Raw genomic sequence first — 20,907 nt, 5'->3', positions numbered from 1 at the left:
CCGGGGCGCTCAGGCCAGTCGGTCCAGCGCCTCGCGGGTCACCTCTCCGAGGAGCGGCTCGCCCGACACCCAGCGCCCGGCCTCCGCCAGCGCGTACCGCCCGAGCCGTCGCAGCTCGCTGCCCTGGGCGCCCGCGATGTGCGGGGTGACCAGCACATTGGGCAGGGACAGCAACGGGTGGCCGGGCGGCAGCGGTTCGGGGTCCGTCACGTCGAGATACGCCTCCAGCCGTCCGGACGCGCATTCACGGGTCAGCGCCTCCGTGTCGACGACGGCACCCCGGGCCGTGTTGACGAGCACCCCGCCGTCGGCGATGAGCGCCAGCATCCCGGCGTCGAGCAGACCGGTCGTCTCCGGCAGCAGCGGGGCGTGCACGCTCACCACCGCCGACCGGCGGCACAGTTCGGCCAGTCCGACCCGCTCGGCACCCAGCCGGCGCGCCTCCTCGTCCGTCACGTACGGGTCGCTCAGCAGCAGCCGGTGGCCCGCGTCGGACCGGCGCAGCCCGGCCAGCACCCCACGGCCGATGCGTGACGCGCCGACGATGCCCACCGTGCTGCCGTCGGCGCCCGTACGGCTGCCGAAGGCCGGCCATCCGGCGCCGTGGCCGGCCGCCATGGTGAGCGTGCGCCGCGCGGCGAGCGTGACGAGGGCCAGGGTGTAGGAGACGACGGGGCCGGCGTTGGCGTCGGCCGCCGACGACACGACGATGCCGCGCTCCCACACCGCGTCGCTCACCAGCCCCTTGACGGTGCCGGCGGCGTGCATGACGGCCCGTAGGCGCGGTGCCCGTGCCAGGACGTCGGCGGTGAGGCGCGGGCACCCCCAGCCGCTGATCAGGACCTCCGCCTCGGCGAAGGCGGCCGGGAAGGCCGCGGTCACCGGGCCGGGGGCGAGCCGGACGAGCCGGGAGAGCCGGTCGCGCAGCTCCGCGGGGAGCACCTGATCGGCGACGAGGGGATCCATGACGGAGACGGCCGTGGGCCGGCCGGAGGGGGCGGTCACTGTGCTGGGTCCTCTTTCGATGCGTACGGAAACGGCTCCGGGCCCGGCGGACGCGCCGGGCCCGGAGTGACGGAGCATCACGTCAGGCGCGCGGCAGCCGCAGCGTCACCATCTGGAACGGCCGCAGCGCGAGGACGACGCCGCCGTCCGCCGTGCCGGGCCGTTCGGCGTCGGCGAGCCGGCGCTCCAGGAGGTCCGTGAGGACGGCCCGGTCGGCCGCGAACCCGTCGGCGCGGACGACGGCCCGGGCCCGGCCGCCGCTCGCCTCGTACAGCCGTACCACCAGGTCGCCGCCGCGGTCGTCGGCCTGCTTCACCGCGCTGACGACGACGGCGTCGTTGTCGACGGTCACCAGCGGTGCCACCTCGGCGGCGGCTCCGGTGACCCGGCGCTCGGGCAGGTTGGCCCGGTAGCCCTCGCGGACCGCGTCCCCGACCGTCGCGCCCGGCACCAGCGCGTGCCGGAAGCGGTGCACGCCCTGGTCGGTCTCCGGGTCCGGGTAGCGGGGCGCGCGCAGCAGCGACGCCCGTACGGTGGTCGTCGTACCCGCGTCCCCGCTGCCGGTCCGTACCGCACGGGTCACGTCGTGGCCGTACGTCGAGTCGTTGACGACGGCGACGCCCCAGCCCGGCTCGTCCAGGTGCACGAACCGGTGGTTGCAGGCCTCGAACTTGGCCCACTCCCAGCTGGTGTTCTGATGGGTGGGCCGGTACACATGCCCGAACTGGGTCTCGGCGGCGTACCGGTCGGCCCTGACGTCCAGCGGGAAGGCCAGCTTCAGGAAGCGCTCGGTCTCGTGCCAGTCCACCTCGGTGTCGATGTCGAGGCGCTTGGCGTCCGCCGGGACCGACAGCAGCTGGATGACCCGGGACTTGCCGAAGACCCGCTCGACACGCACCGCGTCGCCCTCGACGCCGAGTTCGGCCACGTCCGTGAGGTCGCTGCCCACGTTCCGGTAGAAGGCGTCGACGTCCCAGGCGTCCCACTGGTTGGGGAAGTCGGGGTGCAGCTGGAGCAGGTTGGCCGCCTGCCCGGGGGCGATCGACTCCCGGTCCGCGGCGATGTCGTACGCCGAGACCACCAGTCCGCGCCCGTCGATCTCGACCCGCAGCAGGCCGTTGTCGAGGAGGTAGCCGCCGTCCGCGCGCGGGACGGGGGTCACGGTGCCGCCCGCCGCGACCGGTGTCGCGGCACCCCCTGCGGGGACCGCACTCCGTTCGTGCGGTGCCGAGTTGAAGACCAGACTCCGCGTCCCCTCCCCCGCCAGGGCCCGCTGGGCCGCGTCGATGATCCCGCCGAGTTCGGCGGCGACCCGCTGATACGTCGCCCGGGCCTCACGGTGCACCCAGGCGATCGACGAACCCGGCAGGATGTCGTGGAACTGGTGCAGCAGGACCGTCTTCCAGATCCGGTCCAGCTCCTCGTACGGATAGGGGAACCCGGTCCGCACCGCCGCCGTGGCCGCCCACAGCTCGGCCTCCCGCAGAAGGTGCTCGCTGCGCCGGTTGCCCTGCTTGGTCCCCGCCTGGCTGGTGAGGGTGGCACGGTGCAGTTCGAGGTACAGCTCGCCGACCCACACCGGCGGGTCGGGGTACTCGGCCTCGGCCTTGGCGAAGAAGTCGGCGGGCGCCTCCCAGGTGACGGCCGCCGAGCCCTCCAGGCTGCGCAGCCGGGCCGCCTTGGCGACCATCTCGCGGGTCGTGCCGCCGCCTCCGTCGCCGTAGCCGGTCGGTGCGAGGGAGCGGGTCGCGGCGCCCTTCTCCTTGAAGTTCCGTGCCGCGTGCGCGACCTGACGTCCAGTCATCTCGCAGTTGTAGGTGTCGACGGGCGGGAAGTGGGTGAAGACGCGGGAGCCGTCGATGCCCTCCCACCGGAAAGTGTGGTGCGGGAAGCTGTTGGTCCGGCTCCAGGAGATCTTCTGGGTGAGGAGCCGGGTGGAGCCCGCCGCCCTGATGATCTGCGGAAGGCCGGCGGCGAAGCCGAAGGTGTCCGGCAGCCACGCCTCGTCGTTCTCGATCCCGAACTCGTCCAGGAAGAACCGCTTCCCGTGCACGAACTGACGGGCCATCGCCTCCGAACCCGGCATGTTGGTGTCCGACTCCACCCACATCCCACCGGCCGGCACGAACCTGCCGTCCGCGACCGCCTTCTTCACCCGCGCCCACACCTCGGGCCGGTGCTCCTTGATCCAGGCGTACTGCTGCGCCTGAGACATGGTGAAGACGAACTCGGGCTCCTCCTCCAGGAGGGCGGTCATGTTGGAGGTCGTACGGGCCACCTTGCGGACCGTCTCGCGCAGCGGCCACAGCCACGCCGAGTCGATGTGCGCGTGACCGACGGCGCTGATGCGATGCGCGGTCGGGCCGGCCGGGACGGCGAGTACTTCGGCGAGGCACGAACGGGCCTGCTGGGCCGTGCCGTTCACGTCCTGGAGGTCCACGGCGTCCAGCGCCCGGCCCACCGCGCGCAGGATCTCCCAGCGGCGGGCGCCGTCGACGGGCAGCTCCGCCATGAGTTCGCCGAGGACCTCCAGGTCCATGACCAGGTTCCACACCGTCTCGTCGAAGACGGCCAGCCGCATCTCGCCGAGCACGTACTGGGGCGCGTCACCGGCGGTCGCCCGGTCGCCCATCGGGGTCGGCCGGAACGGCACACCGCTCGCGTCGAGGTCGGGATTGGAGGCGGCCTCGATGTGCCAGTGGACCTGTTCCCCGCCGGCCACGGGAGAGCCGACGCGGACATGGGAGTTGCGCGGGTGGAGGCCCTTGACCGGGGTGCCGTCGGGCCGGTACACGAGACCCTCGCACTGGAATCCGGGGGTGCGCGGGGTGAAGCCGAGGTCGAGGACGGCCTCGACGGTACGGCCCGCCCAGTCGGCGGGGACCGTGCCGGTGACCTTGAACCAGCTGGTCCCCCACGGCGTGCCCCACGGGGTGCCCGGGGTGATGGGCCGGGTGGGGGCGGCCAGCCCCTCGGCCACCGGGACGGGTTCGTCCGGGGTGGACCAGATCTCCACGGTCAGGGGTGTGGTGACGGGGTGGACGGCGGGACGGACGCGCTCCCTCAGGACGCGTTCCAGGCGTGCTTCGACCAGGTTCCGGTCGTCGTGCATGAAGGGGGTCTCCTGTTGGTCGTTCAGTGGGCGGGGCCGGTCACCGGGGCGGGGCGCTCGCAGGTGCTGGTCACCGGGAGTGCGCGGCCCTCGTCCGCCGCCTCCATGAGGGTGAGCATGACGTCCAGGACGTGGCCGGCGAGTTCGGCCGACGCGCGGTGCGGGCGCCCCTCGGCCAGGGCCTCGGCGAGATCGGCGAGGCCGACGCCGCGGCCGGCGTCCCGGTAGCCGGCGGACACGGGCAGGGTCTCCCAGCCGTCGCCGCGGTGGAGTTCCACGGCGCCGTCGAAGCCGTTCGGGTCGGGCACCGACAACGAGGCCTCGGTGCCGTGCACCTCGATGCGGGGCAGCCGGGCGGCGCGGACGTCGAAGCTCATGATCAGGGTGGACAGCGCGCCGCCCGCGTGCTCCAGGACGCCGGTGATGTGCGTGTCCACCTCCACCGGGAAGACGGTCCCCGCGCGCGGACCGCTGCCGATCGTCCGCTCGGCCCGCGGCCGCGAGGAGGCACCCGTCACCTTCACCACCGGGCCCAGCAGATGGACCAGGGCGGAGAGGTAGTAGGGGCCCATGTCGAGCAGGGGGCCGCCGCCGGGCCGGTAGTAGAACTCCGGGTCCGGATGCCACTTCTCGTGCCCGGCGCCGGTCATGAAGGCGGTGGCCGCCACCGGCCGGCCGATCAGACCGTCGTCGACGGTCTTGCGGGCGGTCTGCGTTCCGGTGCCGAGGACGGTGTCGGGCGCGCAGCCGACCCGCAGTCCGGCCTCCCGGGCCGCCACGAGCACGGCGTCGGCCTCCTTGCGGTTGGCCGCGAGCGGCTTCTCGCCGTAGACGTGCTTGCCGGCGCCGAGCGCCGCGAGGGCGACCTCCGCGTGGGCAGCCGGAATCGTCAGGTTGAGTACGGCGTCCACGTCGTCGCGGGCCACGAGCGCGGCGACGTCCGGCGCCGGCTCCGCGCCGGTCTGCTCGGCCACGCTCCGCGCACGGTCCTGGTCGAGGTCGGTGACGGCGGTCAGCCGTACGGACGTCAGCCGGTCCAGCGTCGAGAGATAGGCGCCGCTGATCTTCCCGGCGCCGACGATCCCGATGTTCAAGGGCTTCAGCGGCTCGCCCACAGCAGTCCCCTTTCGGTCAGCGTACGGACCTCGGGCACGTCGAAGTCGTCGGGCTTGTGCCCGATGGCCGAGACGAACACCCGGCCCGCGCCCCAGGTCCTGGTCCACACGGCGGGCATCACCGCGGGCCGGTCGCGGAGTTCGTCGGGCGGGAAGGTCGTGGTGGCGAGGACGTCGATGTGCGGGTCGGTGAGCAGCCAGTACTGCTCGGTGTGCACGGCGAAGTCGTCGAGCCCGGCGATGACCGGATGGTCGGCGCGCTCGGGCAGCAGGTGCACGGTGTGGTCGTGGAAGCCCGGCGGGTGCATGACGAACTTGCCGCCGGTCAGCAGGTGGTAGCCGTGGTCGTGGAAGCTGTCGACGATGCCGCCGTGCCAGCCGGCCAGGCCGGTGCCCGCGCGCACCGCGGCGGCGAGGTTCTCGCTCTGCTCCCGGGTGATGGTCCCCATGGTCCAGCACTGCACGACCAGGTCGGTGGCGGCCAGGCGCTCCGTGTCCTCGTACACCGCCAGGTCCTCGGAGGTCTCGACGGTGAATCCGTGTTCCTTGAGGAACGGGACGAATCCGTCGCTGATCGTCACGGGCTGATGCCCGTCCCAGCCGCCGCGGACGACGAGCGCCCGCCGGATGTCGGTGGTCAAGGTGATCGCACGCTCCCATCGGCGCCGCGCTGCCGGGCGCGGCGGTCGGCATTGAAAGGGCGGGTCAGAGTGGATGCCATGTGAACCTATGAATGGCCGCCACAGTTTGTCAATACGTTTTATGAACTCCGTGCAGGGACCGGGCGGGGCCCGGCTCGGGACCGAGGAGTGCGGTCGGGTCCGGGCCCCGTACGGGAGCACGGACCCGACCGCGAGGCCGGAAAGGGTGCTTCTCAGCCGCCGATGCGGAACGTGGACGGCGAGTCGTTCTGGGTCGCGACCTGTCCTGCCCGCAGGTTCTGGATCGTGTTGCCGGAGAAGGTCCCGGTGCCGGTGACCCCCGACGCGATCCAGATCCCCTGGTCGGCCGGAGCGTCGATCGTGTTGCCCGTCAGCGTCACGTCGACGTTCTTGCGGTCGATGTAGAGGCCCGCGCGGAAGGCTCCGCGCAGGACGTTGCCGCTGAGGGTGACGTTCGTGCAGGCGTCCGGATACAGCGAGGTGCCGGCCGGCGAGCTGATCCGTACCCCGTGCCGGACGCCGTTCCAACCGCCGCCGCCGATCAGGACGTTGCCGCTGACGGTGGCCGACTCCAGCGGGTGGCCGGTGTCGCCGAACACGCCGATGTCCAGGGCACTGTTGGACGACACGCTGTTGACCAGGTTGTTCGTCATCTCGACGTTCCGGCCGCCGGCGATCCGCAGGCCGTTGGCCCACCAGGGTGCGATCGCGGTGTTGCCGAGGATCTTCGCGCCGTCGACCTGGCCGTTGGTGCCGCTCGCGCCGGCGTCGGAGTAGGTCGCGAAGGAGTCGTCGCCGGTGCCCCGGGCGAAGTTGTTCTGGACGGTGATGTGGTAGCCCAGCTTGTCCGGGTTCGGCGTGTTGCTGTTGTTGATGTTGAAGCCGTCGCCGTAGGAGTCCGCGGTCCGGCTGTCCCGGACCGTGCCGTTGGAGCCGGAGAGCCAGTTGGCGTCGGTGTGCCGCGTCCAGATCCGCTCGACCAGCCAGCCACCGGCACCGCTGGCGTTGATGCCGTAGTCCGCGCCGCCGGAGCCGCCGACGCCGCGCCACACGGCGTTGGAGTCGATCTGGAGGTCCCTCAGCGTGGTGCCCGAGCCCACCAGGATCTGCGACCGCCAGGTGGCCGGCAGCGGCGGCTTGCGGTAGATCGTCGTGTACCACATGCCGGCGCCCTCCACCGTCACGCCGGTGAAGTCGAGCGTCGTACCGGAGAGGCTGTTCGTCAGGTACTTGCCCGGCGGGATCCACACCGACTTGCCCTGTGTCCTGGCGGCGTTCACGGTGTTCTGGATGGCGGCCGTCGCATCGGTCCCGAAGTCCGGATCCGCGCCGTAGTCCAGGACGGACAGCGAATCGGCCGGTCGGGTCCGGGCCGCTGCGACGTTCTCCAGGTCGACGGAGTCGACGTCGTAGACCGCGGCCGTGTTGACGGAGTCCTTCCGGAGGGTGATGGTGCTGCCCGCGGGGACGGCCGCGCCGGTGACCCGGACGGGGAACTCGTTGTAGAAGCGGTAGGGCATTCCGCCCGCGTGGGGGTCGTCCGGGTTCGTGGTCGCGTCGCGGTAGTTCCAGGCCTGCTTGGAGCTGAGCGTGATCGCCTGCCGGTAGGTGCCGTTCACGTACAGGTCCAGCGTCGCGTCGATACCGCCACCCGTCGCCGCGTCGGGGATCGAGGCGCGCACCACCAGGCTGTTGGCCTGCTTGCCCGAGGTGTTCTTCAGGGTCACCGAGTCACCGGTGTTCCCCAGTTCGACCAGCGCGTTCCCGGAGGCCTCGGTCTCCAGGGTGGCCACGGACGGCACCGTGGCCCCCGGCTTGAGGGAGCGGACGGCCGCGGCGCCGCCGAGGGTGCCGGCTTCCGCCTCCACCGTCACGAAGGGCGTCGTGGCACCGGCCGTCGCGGCGACCGGCTCGGCATCGGCGCCGACCGTGACGCCCTCGGTGCCGGGGAGAACGAAGAGGGCACCGGCGGCCAGGGAGGCTGCGCCACCGAGCCAGAACGAGGATCGTCGGAATCTTCGGAGCATGTGTCACCTCTTGAAGAGATCGGAGGCAGCACGGACCGGCGGGTCGCGTACTCCCTCGCTGTCCATTGGGTGCGGGACGCATACTTTTCGGCGCACGAACGCACGCGCATGCCGGCACCGGCGCACGCCCCTACCGGCCCACGCCGAACCCGGGAAAGGCGAAACCCACGGAAGGGCGCGGTCCACGGGAACGCCCTCGGCTGCCGCGCAGGCGAAGGCACACAGGGGGGATCACATCGCCGAACAGACGCCCACGCCCTGGAAACGCCGTCACGGCTACGACCATCTGCACCGCACGGAGCCCGCGACCGGACCCCGCTCCGGGAGCACGATCAGCCGCATCCCTCCTCGGTCCGGCACACAGCTGGATCATGGCATGACCGACGAGGCCGTCCCGTACCCCGCCCATCGCGCTGGCGAGTCTAGCGACGGCCCACCGATTATTCCATCGCCTTGATTAACTAACTTCGCACCGCCCTGAAGCCTTGTCGTCCGCGCCGCCCCGGGCCTCGTACCGCTCCCAGTCCGCGTCCGCGAGGCCGAGGAGCCGCTCGGTCTCCTCCGCCTCGGGCAACGGACCGTGATCCCCCGTCACCTTGAGCGCGGAGACCGCGGTGATGTGGCCGAGCCGCAGGGCACGGGGCGTCGTCTCGCCGCGCAGCAGCCCGGCCAGGAAGCCCGCCGCGAACGCGTCGCCCGCGCCCACCGGTTCCACCACCGCCGTGCGCAGCGCGGGTACCGTGCAGAAGCCGTCCGCGGTGACGGCCGTGGCGGCCAGGGCACCGTCCTTGACGACGAGGATCCGCGGACCGGGCAACAGGTCCCGCACGCCGGTGACGGTCAGCTCCTCGCCCCACAGGTGCTGTGCCTCGTCCAGGCCCACGAGCACGATGTCGGCTCGGTCGGCGAGGGCCCGCAGGGTCCCGGGTGCCGTGCCGTGCGGCCACAGGGCGGCGCGGTGGTTGACGTCGAAGCTGATGGCGTACGGCCGTTCGGTGGCCGGCGTGGCGAGGGCGCGGGTCACCAGTTCGCGGCAGGACGGCGAGAGGGCGGGGGTGATGCCGGTGAGGTGCAGGAGGGCTGCGGAGCGCAGCGGTTCGCCGTCCAGCAGGCCGGGCCCCAGGGCCGAGGCCGCCGAGCCCGTGCGGTAGTAGTGGACGCGGGTTCCGGTGGGGCCGGGGTTCTTGACGAGGAGGCCCGTGGGCCGGTGCGGGTCGGTCCGTACATGTCTGACGTCGACCCCGGCGGCGGCGACTGCGGCGCGCACCCGGTGCCCCAGCGGATCGTCGCCGACGGCCGAGAGCCAGACCGCCGGGATGCCGTGGTCCGCGAGGTACATGGCCACGTTGGACTCGGCGCCCGCGGTGGACAGCCGCAGTTGCTCGGCCTCGGCCAGCGGTCGGGGCGGGTCGGGGGCCAGGGCCGCCATGGTCTCGCCGACGCAGACGACCCGTCCCGGCGCCGGCCGCCAGGGAGCCGTCATGCGTGTCCGTCCTCCGCCACCACGGAAAGGAACGCCCGGACCCGGTCGCGCAGGCCGGCGATGTCGCCGCCGTCGGCCGCGTCGCCGACCAGGGGGGAGCCGACGCCGACGGCGGTCGCCCCGGCGGCCAGGTAGGCCCGGGCGGCGGGCACGTCGACACCGCCCACCGGGACCAGCACGGCGTCGGGGAACGGGCCGCGCAGCGCCTTCAGATAGGCCGTTCCCCCGGCCTCGGCGGCGGGGAAGAGCTTCAGGGCGGCCACGCCCCGGGCCTGCGCGGCGATGACGTCGGTGGGGGTCAGCACGCCCGCCAGGACCGGGATGCCGAGCTGCAGCGCGGTGTCGACGCCGGCGCCCAGGCCGGGGGTGACCGCGAAGGTGGCGCCCGCGTGGTGGGCGGCCCGCGCGTCGTCGGCGGTGAGCACGGTGCCGGCGCCCAGCGGCCGGTCGGGGCCCAGCTCCTTGCGGGCACGGGCGACGACGGTGAGCGCGTCCGTGCCGCTGAGGGACACCTCGATCAGTTCGATGCCCTCCTCGGCCAGGGTCAGCACGGTGCGCAGGGTGGCGTCCGGGTCGCTGCCGCGCACGATGGCCAGCAGTCGGCGGGAGGTGAGGGCGGCTCGCAGATCCACGGCCAGGGCTCCTTCTACGGTTCGGTTTCTCGGGAGGGCGGCGGTCGCCGGCTCAGGGGCAGCGACAGGCGGCGCGTACGGTGAGCCGCCAGCGGACCTCGCCCGAGGCGCCGACACGGGCCGCGTCGTCCGGGCCGGCGTCGGCGAGGTCGAAGACCCGGCCGAGCATGGGCTCGACGCCCGTGCTGCGGTAGGGCCGGCCGGCCGGGAAGCCGCCGAGGTTGCGCCACAGGGCGACGGAGACCGGCTGCCCTTCGGCCTCGACGGCGAAGGACAGCCGGTCACCGTCGTCGTGCACACAGCACCGGCCGTCCGCCACCACGGCCCCGGCCGCCGTCCCGTCGTCCGGCCCGAACCGGTCCAGGCGCAGCCCCAGCGGCGCGGGCCAGTCGCCCTCCAGCCAGCGGGCGCCGTCCGGCCAGGGGCGGTTCACCAGGGGCGCCGCCTCCGGGAACAGCCGGGTCGGCGCCCCGTCCCGGGCCTTCACCACGGCCTCCGCGGAGAGGTCCAGCAGCGCGTGGGCGGCCCACAGGAAGCGGAAGCCGGGCTCGGCCGTCAGGACGTAGTCGGCCTGCACACCGTCGGCCGTACCGCTCAGCTTGCGCGTCAGGGTGAAGCGTTCGCAGCGGACGCGCTCGCCGTCCCCCTCCCGGGTCCAGGCCCGGGACCAGGCGTCCCCGTGGTCGGGAGTGCCGCGCACGGTGGGGACGCACTCCTCCAGTCCCCCCGCGTCCACGAACGCGTCGCCCGGCGCCACACCGTCGCGTTCGGCGGCCTCGCGCCGCCACAGCCATTCGCGGCCGCCGTGCCGCAGCGAGGTCCAGCGGCCACCGTGGGCGAGGTCGGTGACGACGTCCATCACCACTCCGCGAACGAGCCGTCGGGGTGCCGCCACACCGGGTTGCGCCACTGGTGGCCGGACCGGTCGGCCGCACGGACGGCCGCCTCGTCGACGGTGATGCCGAGGCCGGGGGCGTCACCGCGCCGCGCGTGCCCGTCGACGAACCGGAAGGGTTCGGGGTCGACCAGGTAGGAGAGGAGGTCGGCGTCCTTGTTGTAGTGGATGCCCCGGCTCTGCTCCTGGATCAGGAAGTTCGGTGTGGCGAAGGCGACTTGGAGGCTCGCCGCCAGCGCGATGGGCCCGAGCGGGCAGTGCGGGGCGAGCTGTGCGCCGTAGGTCTCCGCGAGCGAGGCGATGCGGTGCACCTCGGAGATGCCGCCCGCGTGGGACAGGTCCGGCTGGGCGACCGCGATGCCGGCGGCGAGGACCGGCAGGAACTCGGCCCGCGAGTACAGGCGTTCACCGGTGGCCAGCGGTACCGGGCTCGCGGTGACCAGGCCGGGCAGCAGGTGGCCCTGCTCGGGGACGACGGGTTCCTCCACGAACAGCGGGTGCAGGGGGGCGAGTTCGGTCAGAACGCGGCGGGCGCTGGCGGCGGTGAAACGGCCGTGGAAGTCGACGGCGACATCACGGTCGGGGCCGAGGGCGTCCCGGGCGGCCGCCACCCGGGCGACCACCGCCGCGGTCTCCGCCGCCGTGGTGATCGGCGAGGTGGCCCCGGCCGCGTTCATCTTCACGGCGGTGAAGCCCGCCTCCACCTGGGCCGTGACCTGCTCGGTGAGCTGGGCCGGTTCGTCGCCGCCGACCCAGGCGTAGACCCGGACCCGGTCGCGTACGGGACCGCCGAGCAGGGAGTGCACGGGTGCGCCGTAGGTCTTGCCGGCGATGTCCCACAGCGCCTGGTCGAGTCCGGCGACGGCGCTGGACAGGACGGGGCCGCCCCGGTAGAAGCCGCCCTTGGTGAGCACCTGCCAGTGGTCCTGGACGCGCAGCGGGTCCTGCCCCACCAGGTACTCGGCGAGCACCTCGATGGCCGCGCGCACCACCTCGGCGCGGCCCTCGACGACGGGTTCGCCCCAGCCCACCACGCCTTCGTCGGTCTCGACGCGGCAGAACAGCCAGCGTGGCGGGACGAGGAAGGTCTCTATTCGTTCGATCTTCACTGGCCGCCGCTGCCTTTCGGTTCGTCGTCGGTGCCGCCCAGCCGGGCCAGGTCGCGGCCCGCCTGGTCGAGCAGGGCCCGCATGGCGCGCTCGGCCGCCTCGGCGTCGCCGTCGCGGACGGCGTCCAGGACGGCGCGGTGGGCGGGGACGGGGGGCTCGCTGTGCGGGGAGCTGTGCACGATGCGGTCGCGGTGGGCGAGCCCCGACTCGATCACCATCTCCATGCGTTCGAGGAGTTCGTTGTGGGTGGCGGCGAGCAGGGCGCGGTGGAAGGCGAGGTCGGCGTCGACGGCGTGGCCCGGGTCGGCGGCGTCGTGCCGTCCCATGGCGTCCAGGGCGTCCTCCAGGGCCACCAGGTCGGCCTCGGTGCGGCGCTGGGCGGCGAGCCGGACGGCGGCGGGTTCGATGATCGCCCGGACCTCGGCGAGGTTGTGCAGCAGCGACCGGTCGGCGTCGGCGGTACCGGCGCCCTCGAACTGCCAGCGCAGCACGTCGGCGTCGAGCAGGTTCCAGTCCGCTCGGGCGCGCACGAAGGTGCCGCGTTTCTGGCGGGCGTCGACCATGCCCTTGGCGGCGAGCACCTTGAGGGACTCGCGCAGGGCGGTGAGGCTGACGCCGAGTTCGCTCTGCAGCGCCACCAGGTCGAGGGTGGCCCCTTCCGGGATCTCGCCGCCCAGGATGCGGCGCGCCAGGGCCTCCACGGTCTGGCCGTGCACACCGCGGCGGGCGTAGGGCGTCATGTCGTACAGCCTTTCTGTTCACGACGTGGTTCGGCGGCGCTCACACGGAGTCCTTCACGACACTCCAGCCGCCGTCCACGACCAGCCTGGCCCCGGTGATGAAGGAGGCCTCGTCGGCGCAGAGGAACGCGATCGCCGCGGCCACCTCCTCGGGCGTGCCGAACCGGCGGGCGGCGGTCTGCGCGACGCTGCGCTCCCGCTCCTCGGGTGTCACCCCGTCCCAGGCGCCGGTCAGGATCGGCCCGGGCAGCACCGCGTTGACGCGTACCTCGGGCCCGTACTCGACGGCGAGCTGCCCGCACAGGGAGAGCAGGGCGCCCTTGGCCGCCGCGTAGGCGGGGTGTCCGGGGATACCGGCATGCGCGTGCACCGACGAGGTGAGCACCACGGCTCCGCGGCCGGCCCGCAGGTCGGGCAGGACCGCCTTGAAGCCGAGGAAGCTCGCGGTGAGGTTGACGGAGAGCTGCCGCTGCCAGGACTCGGCCGACAGCTCGTGCGCCGGTGCGACGTCGACGGTGTAGGCGTTGCTGACGAGCACGTCGACCGGCCCGTAGGCGTGGGCGGCGGTGACGATCCGGGCCCAGTCGTCCTCGGCGGCGACGTCGGCGTGCACGTACCGGGCCTGGCCGCCGTCCTTGGTGATCCCGTCCACCACGGCCTGCCCGCGTTCGTCCGCGATGTCGACGAGGACGACGGCGGCCTCCTCGCGGGCGAGGCGTTCTGCGGTGGCGGCGCCGATGCCGGAGGCGGCACCGGTCACCACGGCGGTACGGCCGGTGAAGCGGGCACCGTACCGTCGTACGGACTGGTCCATCGGGCTCCTTAGAGGGTGAGCTTGCTGGAAACATATGCGTCCTACCGGCGCGTCAGCACCACCAGGTCCGCATCGTGATCGGCGCTCCAGGCGAACGGCAGGCCGTAGTGGAGCAGATGGGCTCCGCTGTACGAGGTTCCCGTCGCCGTGTCCCGGTAGCGCGCCGCCGGGTCCAGGCCCCGCAGCCGGAGCCGGTCGGGGCGGCCGGGCAGCAGCGGGGCGCCGTCGACCCGGCCGGTGGAGAGCGCGGCGACGACGGTACGGTCACCGCGGTCGTACTGCACTCCGCAGCTGGTGTCGTCCGGGGTGCCGAGGAGCCGGGCCTCGCCGTGGTGGACGACGTCCCGGACCTCCTTGTAGCGGGCGATCCACCGGGCGGCCTCGGCCCGCTGCTCCGGCGTCCAGGCGCGCAGGTCCGCGCCGATCCCGAGGGCTCCGCACATGGCGTTGACGAACCGGAAGGCGAGGCTGCGCGGGCGCGGGTCGAAGACGCCGGGGGCGTCGGTGACCCAGGAGCTCATGACGTGCGGCGCGTGGGCGTGCAGGAAGCCGTGCTGGATGCGCAGCCGGTCCAGGGGCGCGGTGTTGTCGCTGGGCCAGACGACGTCGGTGCGGGCGAGGGTGGCGTGCTCGATCCGGCCGCCGCCGCCTGCGCAGCCCTCGACGGTGACGTCGGGGTGGGCGGTGCGCAGGTGGTCGAGGACGCGCAGGTATCCGGCGACGTGCTCGGCGTCCAGGTCGACGGGGCCGGCACCGGGGCGGCCGCGCTCAGTGGGCGGCCGGTTCATGTCCCACTTCAGATAGCCGATGTCGTAGTCGCCGAGCAGCCGGTCCAGGGTGCCGATGACGAACTCCTGGACGTCGGTCCGGCCCAGGTCGAGGAGCAGCTGGTTGCGGACCAGCCGGGAGGGGCGGCCATCGACGCGGTAGACCCACTCGGGGTGTTCGGCGTGCAGCCGACTGCCGGGGCTGATCGCCTCCGGCTCGACCCACAACCCGAAGTCCAGGCCGAGGGCGCGGACCTCCCGCACGAACCGGTCGAAGCCCTGCGGGAACGCCTTCGGGTCCGGATACCAGTCGCCCAGTCCCCCGGTGTCGTCGGCGCGGCCGGTGAACCAGCCGTCGTCCACGACGAACAGCTCGGCGCCGATGTCCGCGGCCGCCTTCGCCAGCTCCAGCTGTCCGGCCGCGTCGACGTCGAAGCCGGTGGCCTCCCAGGAGTTGTAGAGCACCTTGCGGGGGCGGTGCAGCCGGTCGCCGGTGAGCCGGCGCTCGTAGCGGTGCCAGACCCGGGACAGGCCGTCGAGGCCGTCCGGGCTGAACGCGCAGGCGAGCCGGGGGGTTGCGAGGGTCTCCCCCGGGGCCATGAGGACGGCGCCCTCGTGCGGGACCCGTCCGGCGCGCACCCGCACGGCACCGCCGGGCTCGGCCTCCGCCGTGATGTGCCAGTTGCCGGACCATTCGAGGGCGATGCCGTACGCCGCGTCCTCGCTCTGCACGGCCAGCCAGGGCGCGTACGCGTGCCCCGGCGCGCCCTGGAGGCTGCCGATGGTGAACGTGCCCCGGGTCAGGTCGAGTCGGGTGAGCTGGAACTCCTGCGACCACTGTCCGCAGAGGTAGGTCAGCCGGGCCGGGCCGACCACCGGGATGTTCACGGCGGCCGAGTCGAGCCGTTCCAGGCGGAGTTCCTCCCTGGCCGTGAACTCGGCCCAGCGGAGGATCACATCGGTGCCCGGCACGGTCTCGTAGCACAGGACCGTGCGCAGCCCGGTCGTCCCGTCGGTGAAGGCGAGCCGTAGCGCGCCGTCCGTCTGCTGCGCGCCGTCGAACTCCCACCACACGCCCCGCTCCGCCCCGGCGATCAGCTCGGAGCCGGTGAACGGCCGCAGCCCGTACGGCAGATACTCGGCCGGGGCCGCGTCGGCGGGCGTGATGAAGTGGGTGCGGTGGGACCAGTCGAGGGCGGAGGGCCCCTCCTCCACGCCGAGCGGGCCCCAGGCGTCGAGCTCGGCCCACGGGCCGTCCGGGGAGAGGCGGACCGTGTAGGAGGTGTGCTCCGTACGCAAGGTCCAGCGCTTGTAGGTCACTTGACCGCTCCCAGGTTGAGTCCGGCCACGAAGTGCCGCTGGAAGCGCAGGAACACGGCGACCGTGGGTGCGGCGGCGATGACCGACCCGGCGGCGATCACGTTCCACATCGACACGAACTGGCCCTGGAGTCCGATGAGGGCGGCCGTGATCGGCATCTTGGAGTCGCTGCGCAGGACGGTGATCGCCCAGAGCAGGTCGTTGAAGATCCAGGTGAAGGACAGGGCGCTGAGGGCGGCCAGGGCGGGGCGGGTCAGCGGGAGGATGATCCGCCAGAAGATCTGCCACGGCCCGGCACCGTCGACGACCGCCGCCTGCTGGATCTCGACCGGGATCGACCGCATGAACCCGTGCAGGACGAACACGTAGAAGCCGACGCCGAAGCCGATCTGCACGCCGATGAGCGCGGGCAGGGTGTCGTAGACGCCCATCACCTCGCTGAGCTTGGACACCGGGATGAGCAGGATCTGCGGCGGCAGCAGGTTGCCGCCGAGCATCAGGAGCAACAGGGTGCGCCGGAAGGGGAGTTCGTAGCGGCTGAGGCCGAACGCGGCCATCGCGGCGAGGGCCAGGGTCACCAGGACGCAGGGGATGGTGACGAGCAGGCTGTTGATCAGGGCCTGCTGCTGGCCGCCGTCGGTCCAGGCCTGGCCGAAGTTGGACAGGGTGAAGGAGTGCGGCCAACTGCCCAGGCCGTGGGCGGCGATGTCGTCGAAGGTGCGCAGGCTGGTGACCAGGACCAGCACGATGGGCAGTAGCCACAGAACGGACAGAGCGCCCGCGCCCAGATGGAATCCGGCGGTGGCGGCCCGCTTGCGGCGCAGTGCCGTGGAGTTGGCGGACATCAGTCGGCCTCCCGGAACGCGCGGACGAGGTAGGAGGCGATGACCCCGAAGGCGAGGACGAAGATGACGACGGCCAGGGCGGAGCCGTAGCCGAGTCGCAGGGACTGGAAGGCGGTCGAGTACATGTAGGTGCTCAGCAGTTCGGACGAGTGGTAGGGGCCACCGCGGGTGAGCGACCAGACGACGTCGAAGGAGCGCAGCGAGTCGATGACGATGACCGAGAGAACGACCGCGTTGACACTGCGCAGTTGGGGCAGCGTCACGTGCCGGAACCGTTGCAGGGCGCTCGCGCCGTCGACCTTGGCGGCCTCGTAGAGCGCCGGGTCGATGCCCTTCAGGCCGGCGAGGTAGAGCACCATCACATAGCCGATCTGCCGCCACAGCGCGGGCACGATCACCGCGTACAGGGCGGTGTCCTGGTCGGCGAGCCAGGCGTGCCGGAGGCTGCCGAGGCCCACGCCCTGCAACAACTGGTTGAGGACGCCGTCGGGCTGGTAGATCGCCTGCCAGACGAGGGCGGTGGCGACCAGGGAGAAGACCACCGGCAGGAACAGCGCGGCCCGGTAGAAGCCGACCCCGCACCGCTCCTGCTGGAGCAGCAGCGCGACGGCCAGGCCCAGCACGGCGGACAGGCCGCCGAACAGGACCAGCCACAGCACGGTGTGGCCGGCCGCGCTGCGGAAGACGTCGTCGTGGGCCATCTCCCGGAAGTTGTCCAGGCCGACGAACTGCGGCGGGGAGACGCCGTCCCATTTGGTGAGGGCGAGGTAGAAGCCCTGCAGGGCGGGCCAGAACACCCACAGGGCCTCGGCGAGGAGCGGGACCAGGACGAAGGCGAGGACCAGGGGCGGGGTGCGCCGGGGCCCCCGGCCCGCCCGCCACGTACGGGCGGGCGGGCGGGCCGGGGACTTCCGGTCGGGCGCGGTCAGGACGGCCATCTCAGGCGTTCCAGATCTTCTCGGCGTCGCGCTGCCAGTCGGTCAGGATGCTGCCGATCGACTTGGGCTTGGCCAGGAACTTGGTGAGCGCGGTGTCCGCGGTGGGCTGGAGGGCGTCACTGGAGTCCCGGTTGAAGAACTGGGTGATCTCGACGGCCGCGTCGACGTGCGCACGGCCCTTCTTCACGAGTGCCGTGCCGGCGTCCTTGGCGTCCGGGTTGCAGGGCAGCACGGTGCCGGAGGAGCCCTTGATGTAGATCTCCTGGGCCTCGGCCGTGGCGAGATAGCTCATCAGGTCGCGGACCTGGTCGCCGCGGCCGGTCCGGGCGCTGGCGAAGTAGCCGTCGACAGGAGCCTCTTCGGCGAGCGGGACCTTGGAGTCGATGACGGGGAAGCGGAAGAAGTCGATGTCGTCCAGGGCGCTCTTGGGTGCCGCGTCGGCGAAGAAGGTGCCGATGAGCATCATGCCGGTCTTGCCGCTGAGCAGGGCGGTCGTGGCGTCCTGGAAGGCGACGGCGGTGCCGTTCGGGTCGAAGTACGGCAGCACCTCCTGCCAGCGGTCGAAGACCTTGCGCACCTCGGGGTCGTCGAACCGGTGCTTCCCGGCGAGGAGTTCACGGTGGTACTGGGCACCGTTGATCCGGATGTCCAGGTAGTCGAACCAGGCCGACGCCACCCAGGGGGTGTTGCCGCCCGCGCCGAGTCCGATCGGGGCGACGCCCTTGCTCTTGAGCTTGTCGCACAGGTCGAGGAAGTCGTCCCAGCTGGTGGGCTCGCTCACGCCCCACTTGGCGAAGTGGGACTTCCGGTAGAACATGCCCCACCAGTAGTAGGTGTTGGGCACGAAGACCTTCTTGCCGGAGCCCGCCGTGCACAGCGTGTTCAGCGCCTTGGAGTACCGCTTGAGGTCGGGCGACGAGCTCCACACCTCGTCGAGGTCGAGCAGCAGGTTCTTCTTCGCGTAGGCGTCCGCCACCGAGCCGGGGTACCAGGTGTACACGTCCGGCGGGTTGGCCGAGGTGAGGTAGGTCGGCAGCTGGGTGCGGAAGGTCTCGGCGGCGACCGTGTTGAGACTGGCGCTGCCGGACCCCTTCTTCCCGTACGCCGCGACCAGGTCCTCCATCGCGGCCTTGGCCTGCGGGGCGGACAGGTTGGACTGGAGGGTCACCGCGCCCTTCGAGGAGCCCTTGCCGGAGGAGGTGTCGGTGACGCAGCCGCTGAGTAGGGCCGCTGTCCCGGCGGCCCCGAGTCCGGCGAGGAACCGGCGTCGGCTGGGCTGTTGGTTGGCCATGGTTGTTTCCTCAGTCACTTGAGTCGGGTGCGGTACACGTGGCCGTCGACGCCGCGGAACACCGCGTCGACGGCTCCGTCCGGGCCGGCGGCCGCGCCGAGCGCACCGTCGAAGGCCGCGCTCGGGAACTCCTGCCGTTTGCTCCAGCCCTGCCAGGCGCCGTCGCTGTACCACTGCTGCCAGAGGGTGTAGTCGGCGGCCCGCACGTACAGCAGCACCGCGTCCCCGGCGGCGACCAGGGTCGGGCTGCCGCTGACGGTCCCGCCGAGGGCGGCCCAGTCCGACCACGCCCCGGAGGTGTCCCGGGTCCGGGTCCAGACGTCGTCGGCGGCGGTGCGTACGGCGACGTGGACGCGCCCCTGCGCGTCGACGACGGCGGACGGGCGGCCGTAGACCTGCCGGTCACCGGGGGCGCCGAGCGAGGACCAGCCGGACGCCGGACCGCGCTGGACGACCGTGCCGTCGGAGCCACGTGCGAACAGCGTCCAGTGCGCGGGATCCGTGAAGGCTACGGACGGTGCGTCGGTCAACTGCCCGCCCAGGGACTGCCAGTGCCCCCAGCGGCCGTCGGCGTAGACCCGCCGGTAGGCCCGGGAGTCGGCGCCGCGTACGAAGACGTCGAGCCGGCCGCCGGCGGTGGCGTGGACGGCGGGCTGGCCGAGGATCCCGCCGCGCGCCGGGCCACCGAGGTCCCGCACCCGCCCGTCCGCCGTCTCGACGAGCGAGCCGTGCGGTCCGCGGAAGAACGTGGCGCCGCCGCTCGCCACGGCCGGGCTCGCCGTGGCCGTCACGCCGAGGTCGGTGCCCGGCAGGGCGTCGGCGCCGGTGAGCTTCAGGAACGCGGTGCCGTGGGCGGGGACCTCGACGGTGTACGACCCGGTGTGCGTGCCCCGGTCGGCACGTGCCCGCAGATCGCGGACGCGCACCGGGCCGCCGAGGCCGGTGTCCGAGAACTGCACGGTGCGCTGGGCGGGCTGGTCGGACCGGTTGAGCAGGACGACCGCGCGCTGTCCGCGCCCCCGCAGCACCTTGCTGTAGACGTCACCGACCGAGTCGGTGGCGACCCGCACGCCCTGGACGGCGAGGGGGTCCTGGTCCACGGCGATGATCTCCGGGTTGCGCAGGGTCGCGAGCATGGAGTCGGACAGCGTCCGCGGGTCGGAGCCGAGCACCAGCGGCGAGCCCATCTCGGCCCACATCACGAACTGGCTGGTGGACTCCTCCTGCGTCAGCTCGTACGACCCGTCGGTCATCTTCCGCATGGGGATGAGGTAGTCCGGGTCGTTGTAGTGGCCGGGGCCCTGCGCCTCGGGGTGCCAGGCGTTGGCGTCCATGTTGCGCAGGATGTTGGGCCACTCGCCGGGGCTCGGGGTTCCCCAGGCGATGTCGGTGCCGGTGCGCCAGGAGTCGGCGATCGCCGGGGCGTAGACGTAGGTGTTGTGGGCGTCCTGCTCGGGGGTGTGCGGCAGGCCCCAGTCGTCGGTGAGCGGGTTGCAGAGGTTCAGCAGCATCTTGCGGCCGGACTTGGCGACCGCGTCGCTGAACTCCTTGTAGGCGGGCCCCGGATCGAGCTTCGCGCCGATCCCGCAGAGGAAGTCGACCTTGATCGCGTCGATCTTCCAGCTCGCGAACTGCCGTGCGTCCTGGTCGTAGTAGCCGCGGCTGCCGAGGCCGCAGCTCTTGCCGCCGTCGTAGGTGCCGCCGTCGGTGTAGATGCCGGCCCGCAGTCCGCGCTTGTGCAGATAGGAGACGAGGGCCGGGATGCCGGACGGGAAGCGGTCCGGGTTGGCCGTCAACCGCCCTTGTGCGTCACGGGGGTTGTCGGCCTGCCAGCCGCCGTCCAGCCACACGATGTCGTATCCGCTGTCGCGCAGACCGCTGCTCACCAGCCGGTCGGCGACGGAGCGCACCTCCTTCTCGGTGGGCGCGCCCAGTCCGTAGTAGGTGTTCCATCCCATGTAGGGAGTCGGCGCGAGGCCGCTGTCGTAAGCGGCGGGTGCGCCTTGGTCGACGGCCGTCCGGGCGACGGCGTCGGGGGTCACGGTGGCGGCCAGGACCGCCGCGATCGCGGCCGCGAGTGCGGGCCGGGTGAACCGGTGGTGCGTGGGTCTGTGTACGGGCGGGTGCAAAGTCACGTACCTCTCCCGGGGAG

Annotated in this window: 16 protein-coding genes; all 16 read right to left on the bottom strand. The window is 72.7% G+C overall.

The annotated features are described in order from the left end of the window. Positions 1-9 precede the first annotated feature (9 nt). Positions 10-966, bottom strand: coding sequence for a hydroxyacid dehydrogenase (locus tag ACGFZQ_RS12720; RefSeq protein ID WP_393840387.1), 957 nt, complete (start codon positions 964-966; stop codon positions 10-12). Between the two features lie 121 nt (positions 967-1,087). Next, a complete protein-coding gene (locus tag ACGFZQ_RS12715) occupies positions 1,088-4,117 on the bottom strand; it encodes an alpha-mannosidase (RefSeq protein ID WP_393840335.1) in 3,030 nt (1,009 codons plus the stop codon). 23 nt (positions 4,118-4,140) lie between these two features. Beyond that, on the bottom strand, positions 4,141-5,232 hold the full coding sequence (locus ACGFZQ_RS12710; protein ID WP_393840334.1) for a Gfo/Idh/MocA family protein: 1,092 nt from the start codon (positions 5,230-5,232) through the stop codon (positions 4,141-4,143). After that, entirely contained in the window at positions 5,217-5,873 is a 657-nt protein-coding gene (locus ACGFZQ_RS12705) for a ThuA domain-containing protein (RefSeq protein WP_393840333.1), read from the bottom strand. The genes ACGFZQ_RS12710 and ACGFZQ_RS12705 overlap by 16 nt, the downstream gene beginning before the upstream one ends. Positions 5,874-6,106: 233 nt before the next feature. Continuing rightward, positions 6,107-7,921, bottom strand: a complete 1,815-nt coding sequence (locus ACGFZQ_RS12700) for a glycosyl hydrolase family 28-related protein (RefSeq protein WP_393840332.1) — start codon at positions 7,919-7,921, stop codon at positions 6,107-6,109. Positions 7,922-8,378: 457 nt separating this feature from the next. Further along, on the bottom strand, positions 8,379-9,404 hold the full coding sequence (locus ACGFZQ_RS12695) for a sugar kinase (protein WP_393840331.1): 1,026 nt from the start codon (positions 9,402-9,404) through the stop codon (positions 8,379-8,381). Next, positions 9,401-10,036: a bifunctional 4-hydroxy-2-oxoglutarate aldolase/2-dehydro-3-deoxy-phosphogluconate aldolase gene (locus ACGFZQ_RS12690; RefSeq protein WP_393840330.1), complete on the bottom strand. Its 636-nt coding sequence runs from the start codon at positions 10,034-10,036 to the stop codon at positions 9,401-9,403. The genes ACGFZQ_RS12695 and ACGFZQ_RS12690 overlap by 4 nt, the downstream gene beginning before the upstream one ends. Before the next feature lie 52 nt (positions 10,037-10,088). Then, on the bottom strand, positions 10,089-10,895 hold the full coding sequence (locus ACGFZQ_RS12685) for a hypothetical protein (RefSeq protein ID WP_393840329.1): 807 nt from the start codon (positions 10,893-10,895) through the stop codon (positions 10,089-10,091). After that, on the bottom strand, positions 10,895-12,040 hold the full coding sequence (gene dgoD / locus ACGFZQ_RS12680; RefSeq protein WP_393840328.1) for a galactonate dehydratase: 1,146 nt from the start codon (positions 12,038-12,040) through the stop codon (positions 10,895-10,897). The genes ACGFZQ_RS12685 and dgoD overlap by 1 nt, the downstream gene beginning before the upstream one ends. After that, complete coding sequence (locus ACGFZQ_RS12675) at positions 12,037-12,780, bottom strand: FadR/GntR family transcriptional regulator (RefSeq protein ID WP_351748893.1); 744 nt, start codon at positions 12,778-12,780, stop codon at positions 12,037-12,039. The genes dgoD and ACGFZQ_RS12675 overlap by 4 nt, the downstream gene beginning before the upstream one ends. Before the next feature lie 40 nt (positions 12,781-12,820). After that, the gene (locus ACGFZQ_RS12670; RefSeq protein ID WP_393840327.1) at positions 12,821-13,594 is read right to left on the bottom strand and encodes an SDR family NAD(P)-dependent oxidoreductase; all 774 of its coding nucleotides are present in this window, start codon (positions 13,592-13,594) and stop codon (positions 12,821-12,823) included. Positions 13,595-13,635: 41 nt separating this feature from the next. Next, positions 13,636-15,681, bottom strand: coding sequence for an alpha-galactosidase (locus tag ACGFZQ_RS12665; RefSeq protein WP_393840326.1), 2,046 nt, complete (start codon positions 15,679-15,681; stop codon positions 13,636-13,638). Beyond that, positions 15,678-16,526, bottom strand: a complete 849-nt coding sequence (locus ACGFZQ_RS12660) for a carbohydrate ABC transporter permease (protein WP_351748887.1) — start codon at positions 16,524-16,526, stop codon at positions 15,678-15,680. The genes ACGFZQ_RS12665 and ACGFZQ_RS12660 overlap by 4 nt, the downstream gene beginning before the upstream one ends. Beyond that, positions 16,526-17,464 (bottom strand): carbohydrate ABC transporter permease, encoded by a 939-nt coding sequence (locus ACGFZQ_RS12655; protein ID WP_393840325.1) that lies wholly within the window; start codon positions 17,462-17,464, stop codon positions 16,526-16,528. Before ACGFZQ_RS12655 ends, ACGFZQ_RS12660 begins: the two co-directional genes overlap by 1 nt. A 1-nt stretch (position 17,465) precedes the next feature. After that, on the bottom strand, positions 17,466-18,755 hold the full coding sequence (locus tag ACGFZQ_RS12650) for an ABC transporter substrate-binding protein (RefSeq protein ID WP_393840324.1): 1,290 nt from the start codon (positions 18,753-18,755) through the stop codon (positions 17,466-17,468). A gap of 14 nt (positions 18,756-18,769) precedes the next feature. Further along, positions 18,770-20,884 (bottom strand): glycoside hydrolase family 27 protein, encoded by a 2,115-nt coding sequence (locus tag ACGFZQ_RS12645; protein ID WP_393840386.1) that lies wholly within the window; start codon positions 20,882-20,884, stop codon positions 18,770-18,772. Positions 20,885-20,907 lie beyond the last annotated feature (23 nt).

Origin of the sequence: Streptomyces sp. NPDC048254 (genome assembly GCF_043201895.1) — a bacterium.
In the GTDB taxonomy this organism is placed as follows: Bacteria; Actinomycetota; Actinomycetes; order Streptomycetales; family Streptomycetaceae; genus Streptomyces.
Note: the sequence above shows the minus strand (reverse complement) of the source record. Positions and strands in the feature narration are given on the sequence as shown.

What these genes read in the sequence shown, in the direction of transcription:
- ACGFZQ_RS12720 (WP_393840387.1), bottom strand. Translation starts at nt 966, where the DNA reads ATGGATCCCCTCGTCGCCGATCAGGTGCTCCCCGCGGAGCTGCGCGAC.
- ACGFZQ_RS12715 (WP_393840335.1), bottom strand. Translation starts at nt 4,117, where the DNA reads ATGCACGACGACCGGAACCTGGTCGAAGCACGCCTGGAACGCGTCCTG.
- ACGFZQ_RS12700 (WP_393840332.1), bottom strand. Translation starts at nt 7,921, where the DNA reads ATGCTCCGAAGATTCCGACGATCCTCGTTCTGGCTCGGTGGCGCAGCC.
- ACGFZQ_RS12695 (WP_393840331.1), bottom strand. Translation starts at nt 9,404, where the DNA reads ATGACGGCTCCCTGGCGGCCGGCGCCGGGACGGGTCGTCTGCGTCGGC.
- ACGFZQ_RS12685 (WP_393840329.1), bottom strand. Translation starts at nt 10,895, where the DNA reads ATGGACGTCGTCACCGACCTCGCCCACGGTGGCCGCTGGACCTCGCTG.
- ACGFZQ_RS12675 (WP_351748893.1), bottom strand. Translation starts at nt 12,780, where the DNA reads ATGACGCCCTACGCCCGCCGCGGTGTGCACGGCCAGACCGTGGAGGCC.
- ACGFZQ_RS12670 (WP_393840327.1), bottom strand. Translation starts at nt 13,594, where the DNA reads ATGGACCAGTCCGTACGACGGTACGGTGCCCGCTTCACCGGCCGTACC.
- ACGFZQ_RS12660 (WP_351748887.1), bottom strand. Translation starts at nt 16,526, where the DNA reads ATGTCCGCCAACTCCACGGCACTGCGCCGCAAGCGGGCCGCCACCGCC.
- ACGFZQ_RS12655 (WP_393840325.1), bottom strand. Translation starts at nt 17,464, where the DNA reads ATGGCCGTCCTGACCGCGCCCGACCGGAAGTCCCCGGCCCGCCCGCCC.
- ACGFZQ_RS12650 (WP_393840324.1), bottom strand. Translation starts at nt 18,755, where the DNA reads ATGGCCAACCAACAGCCCAGCCGACGCCGGTTCCTCGCCGGACTCGGG.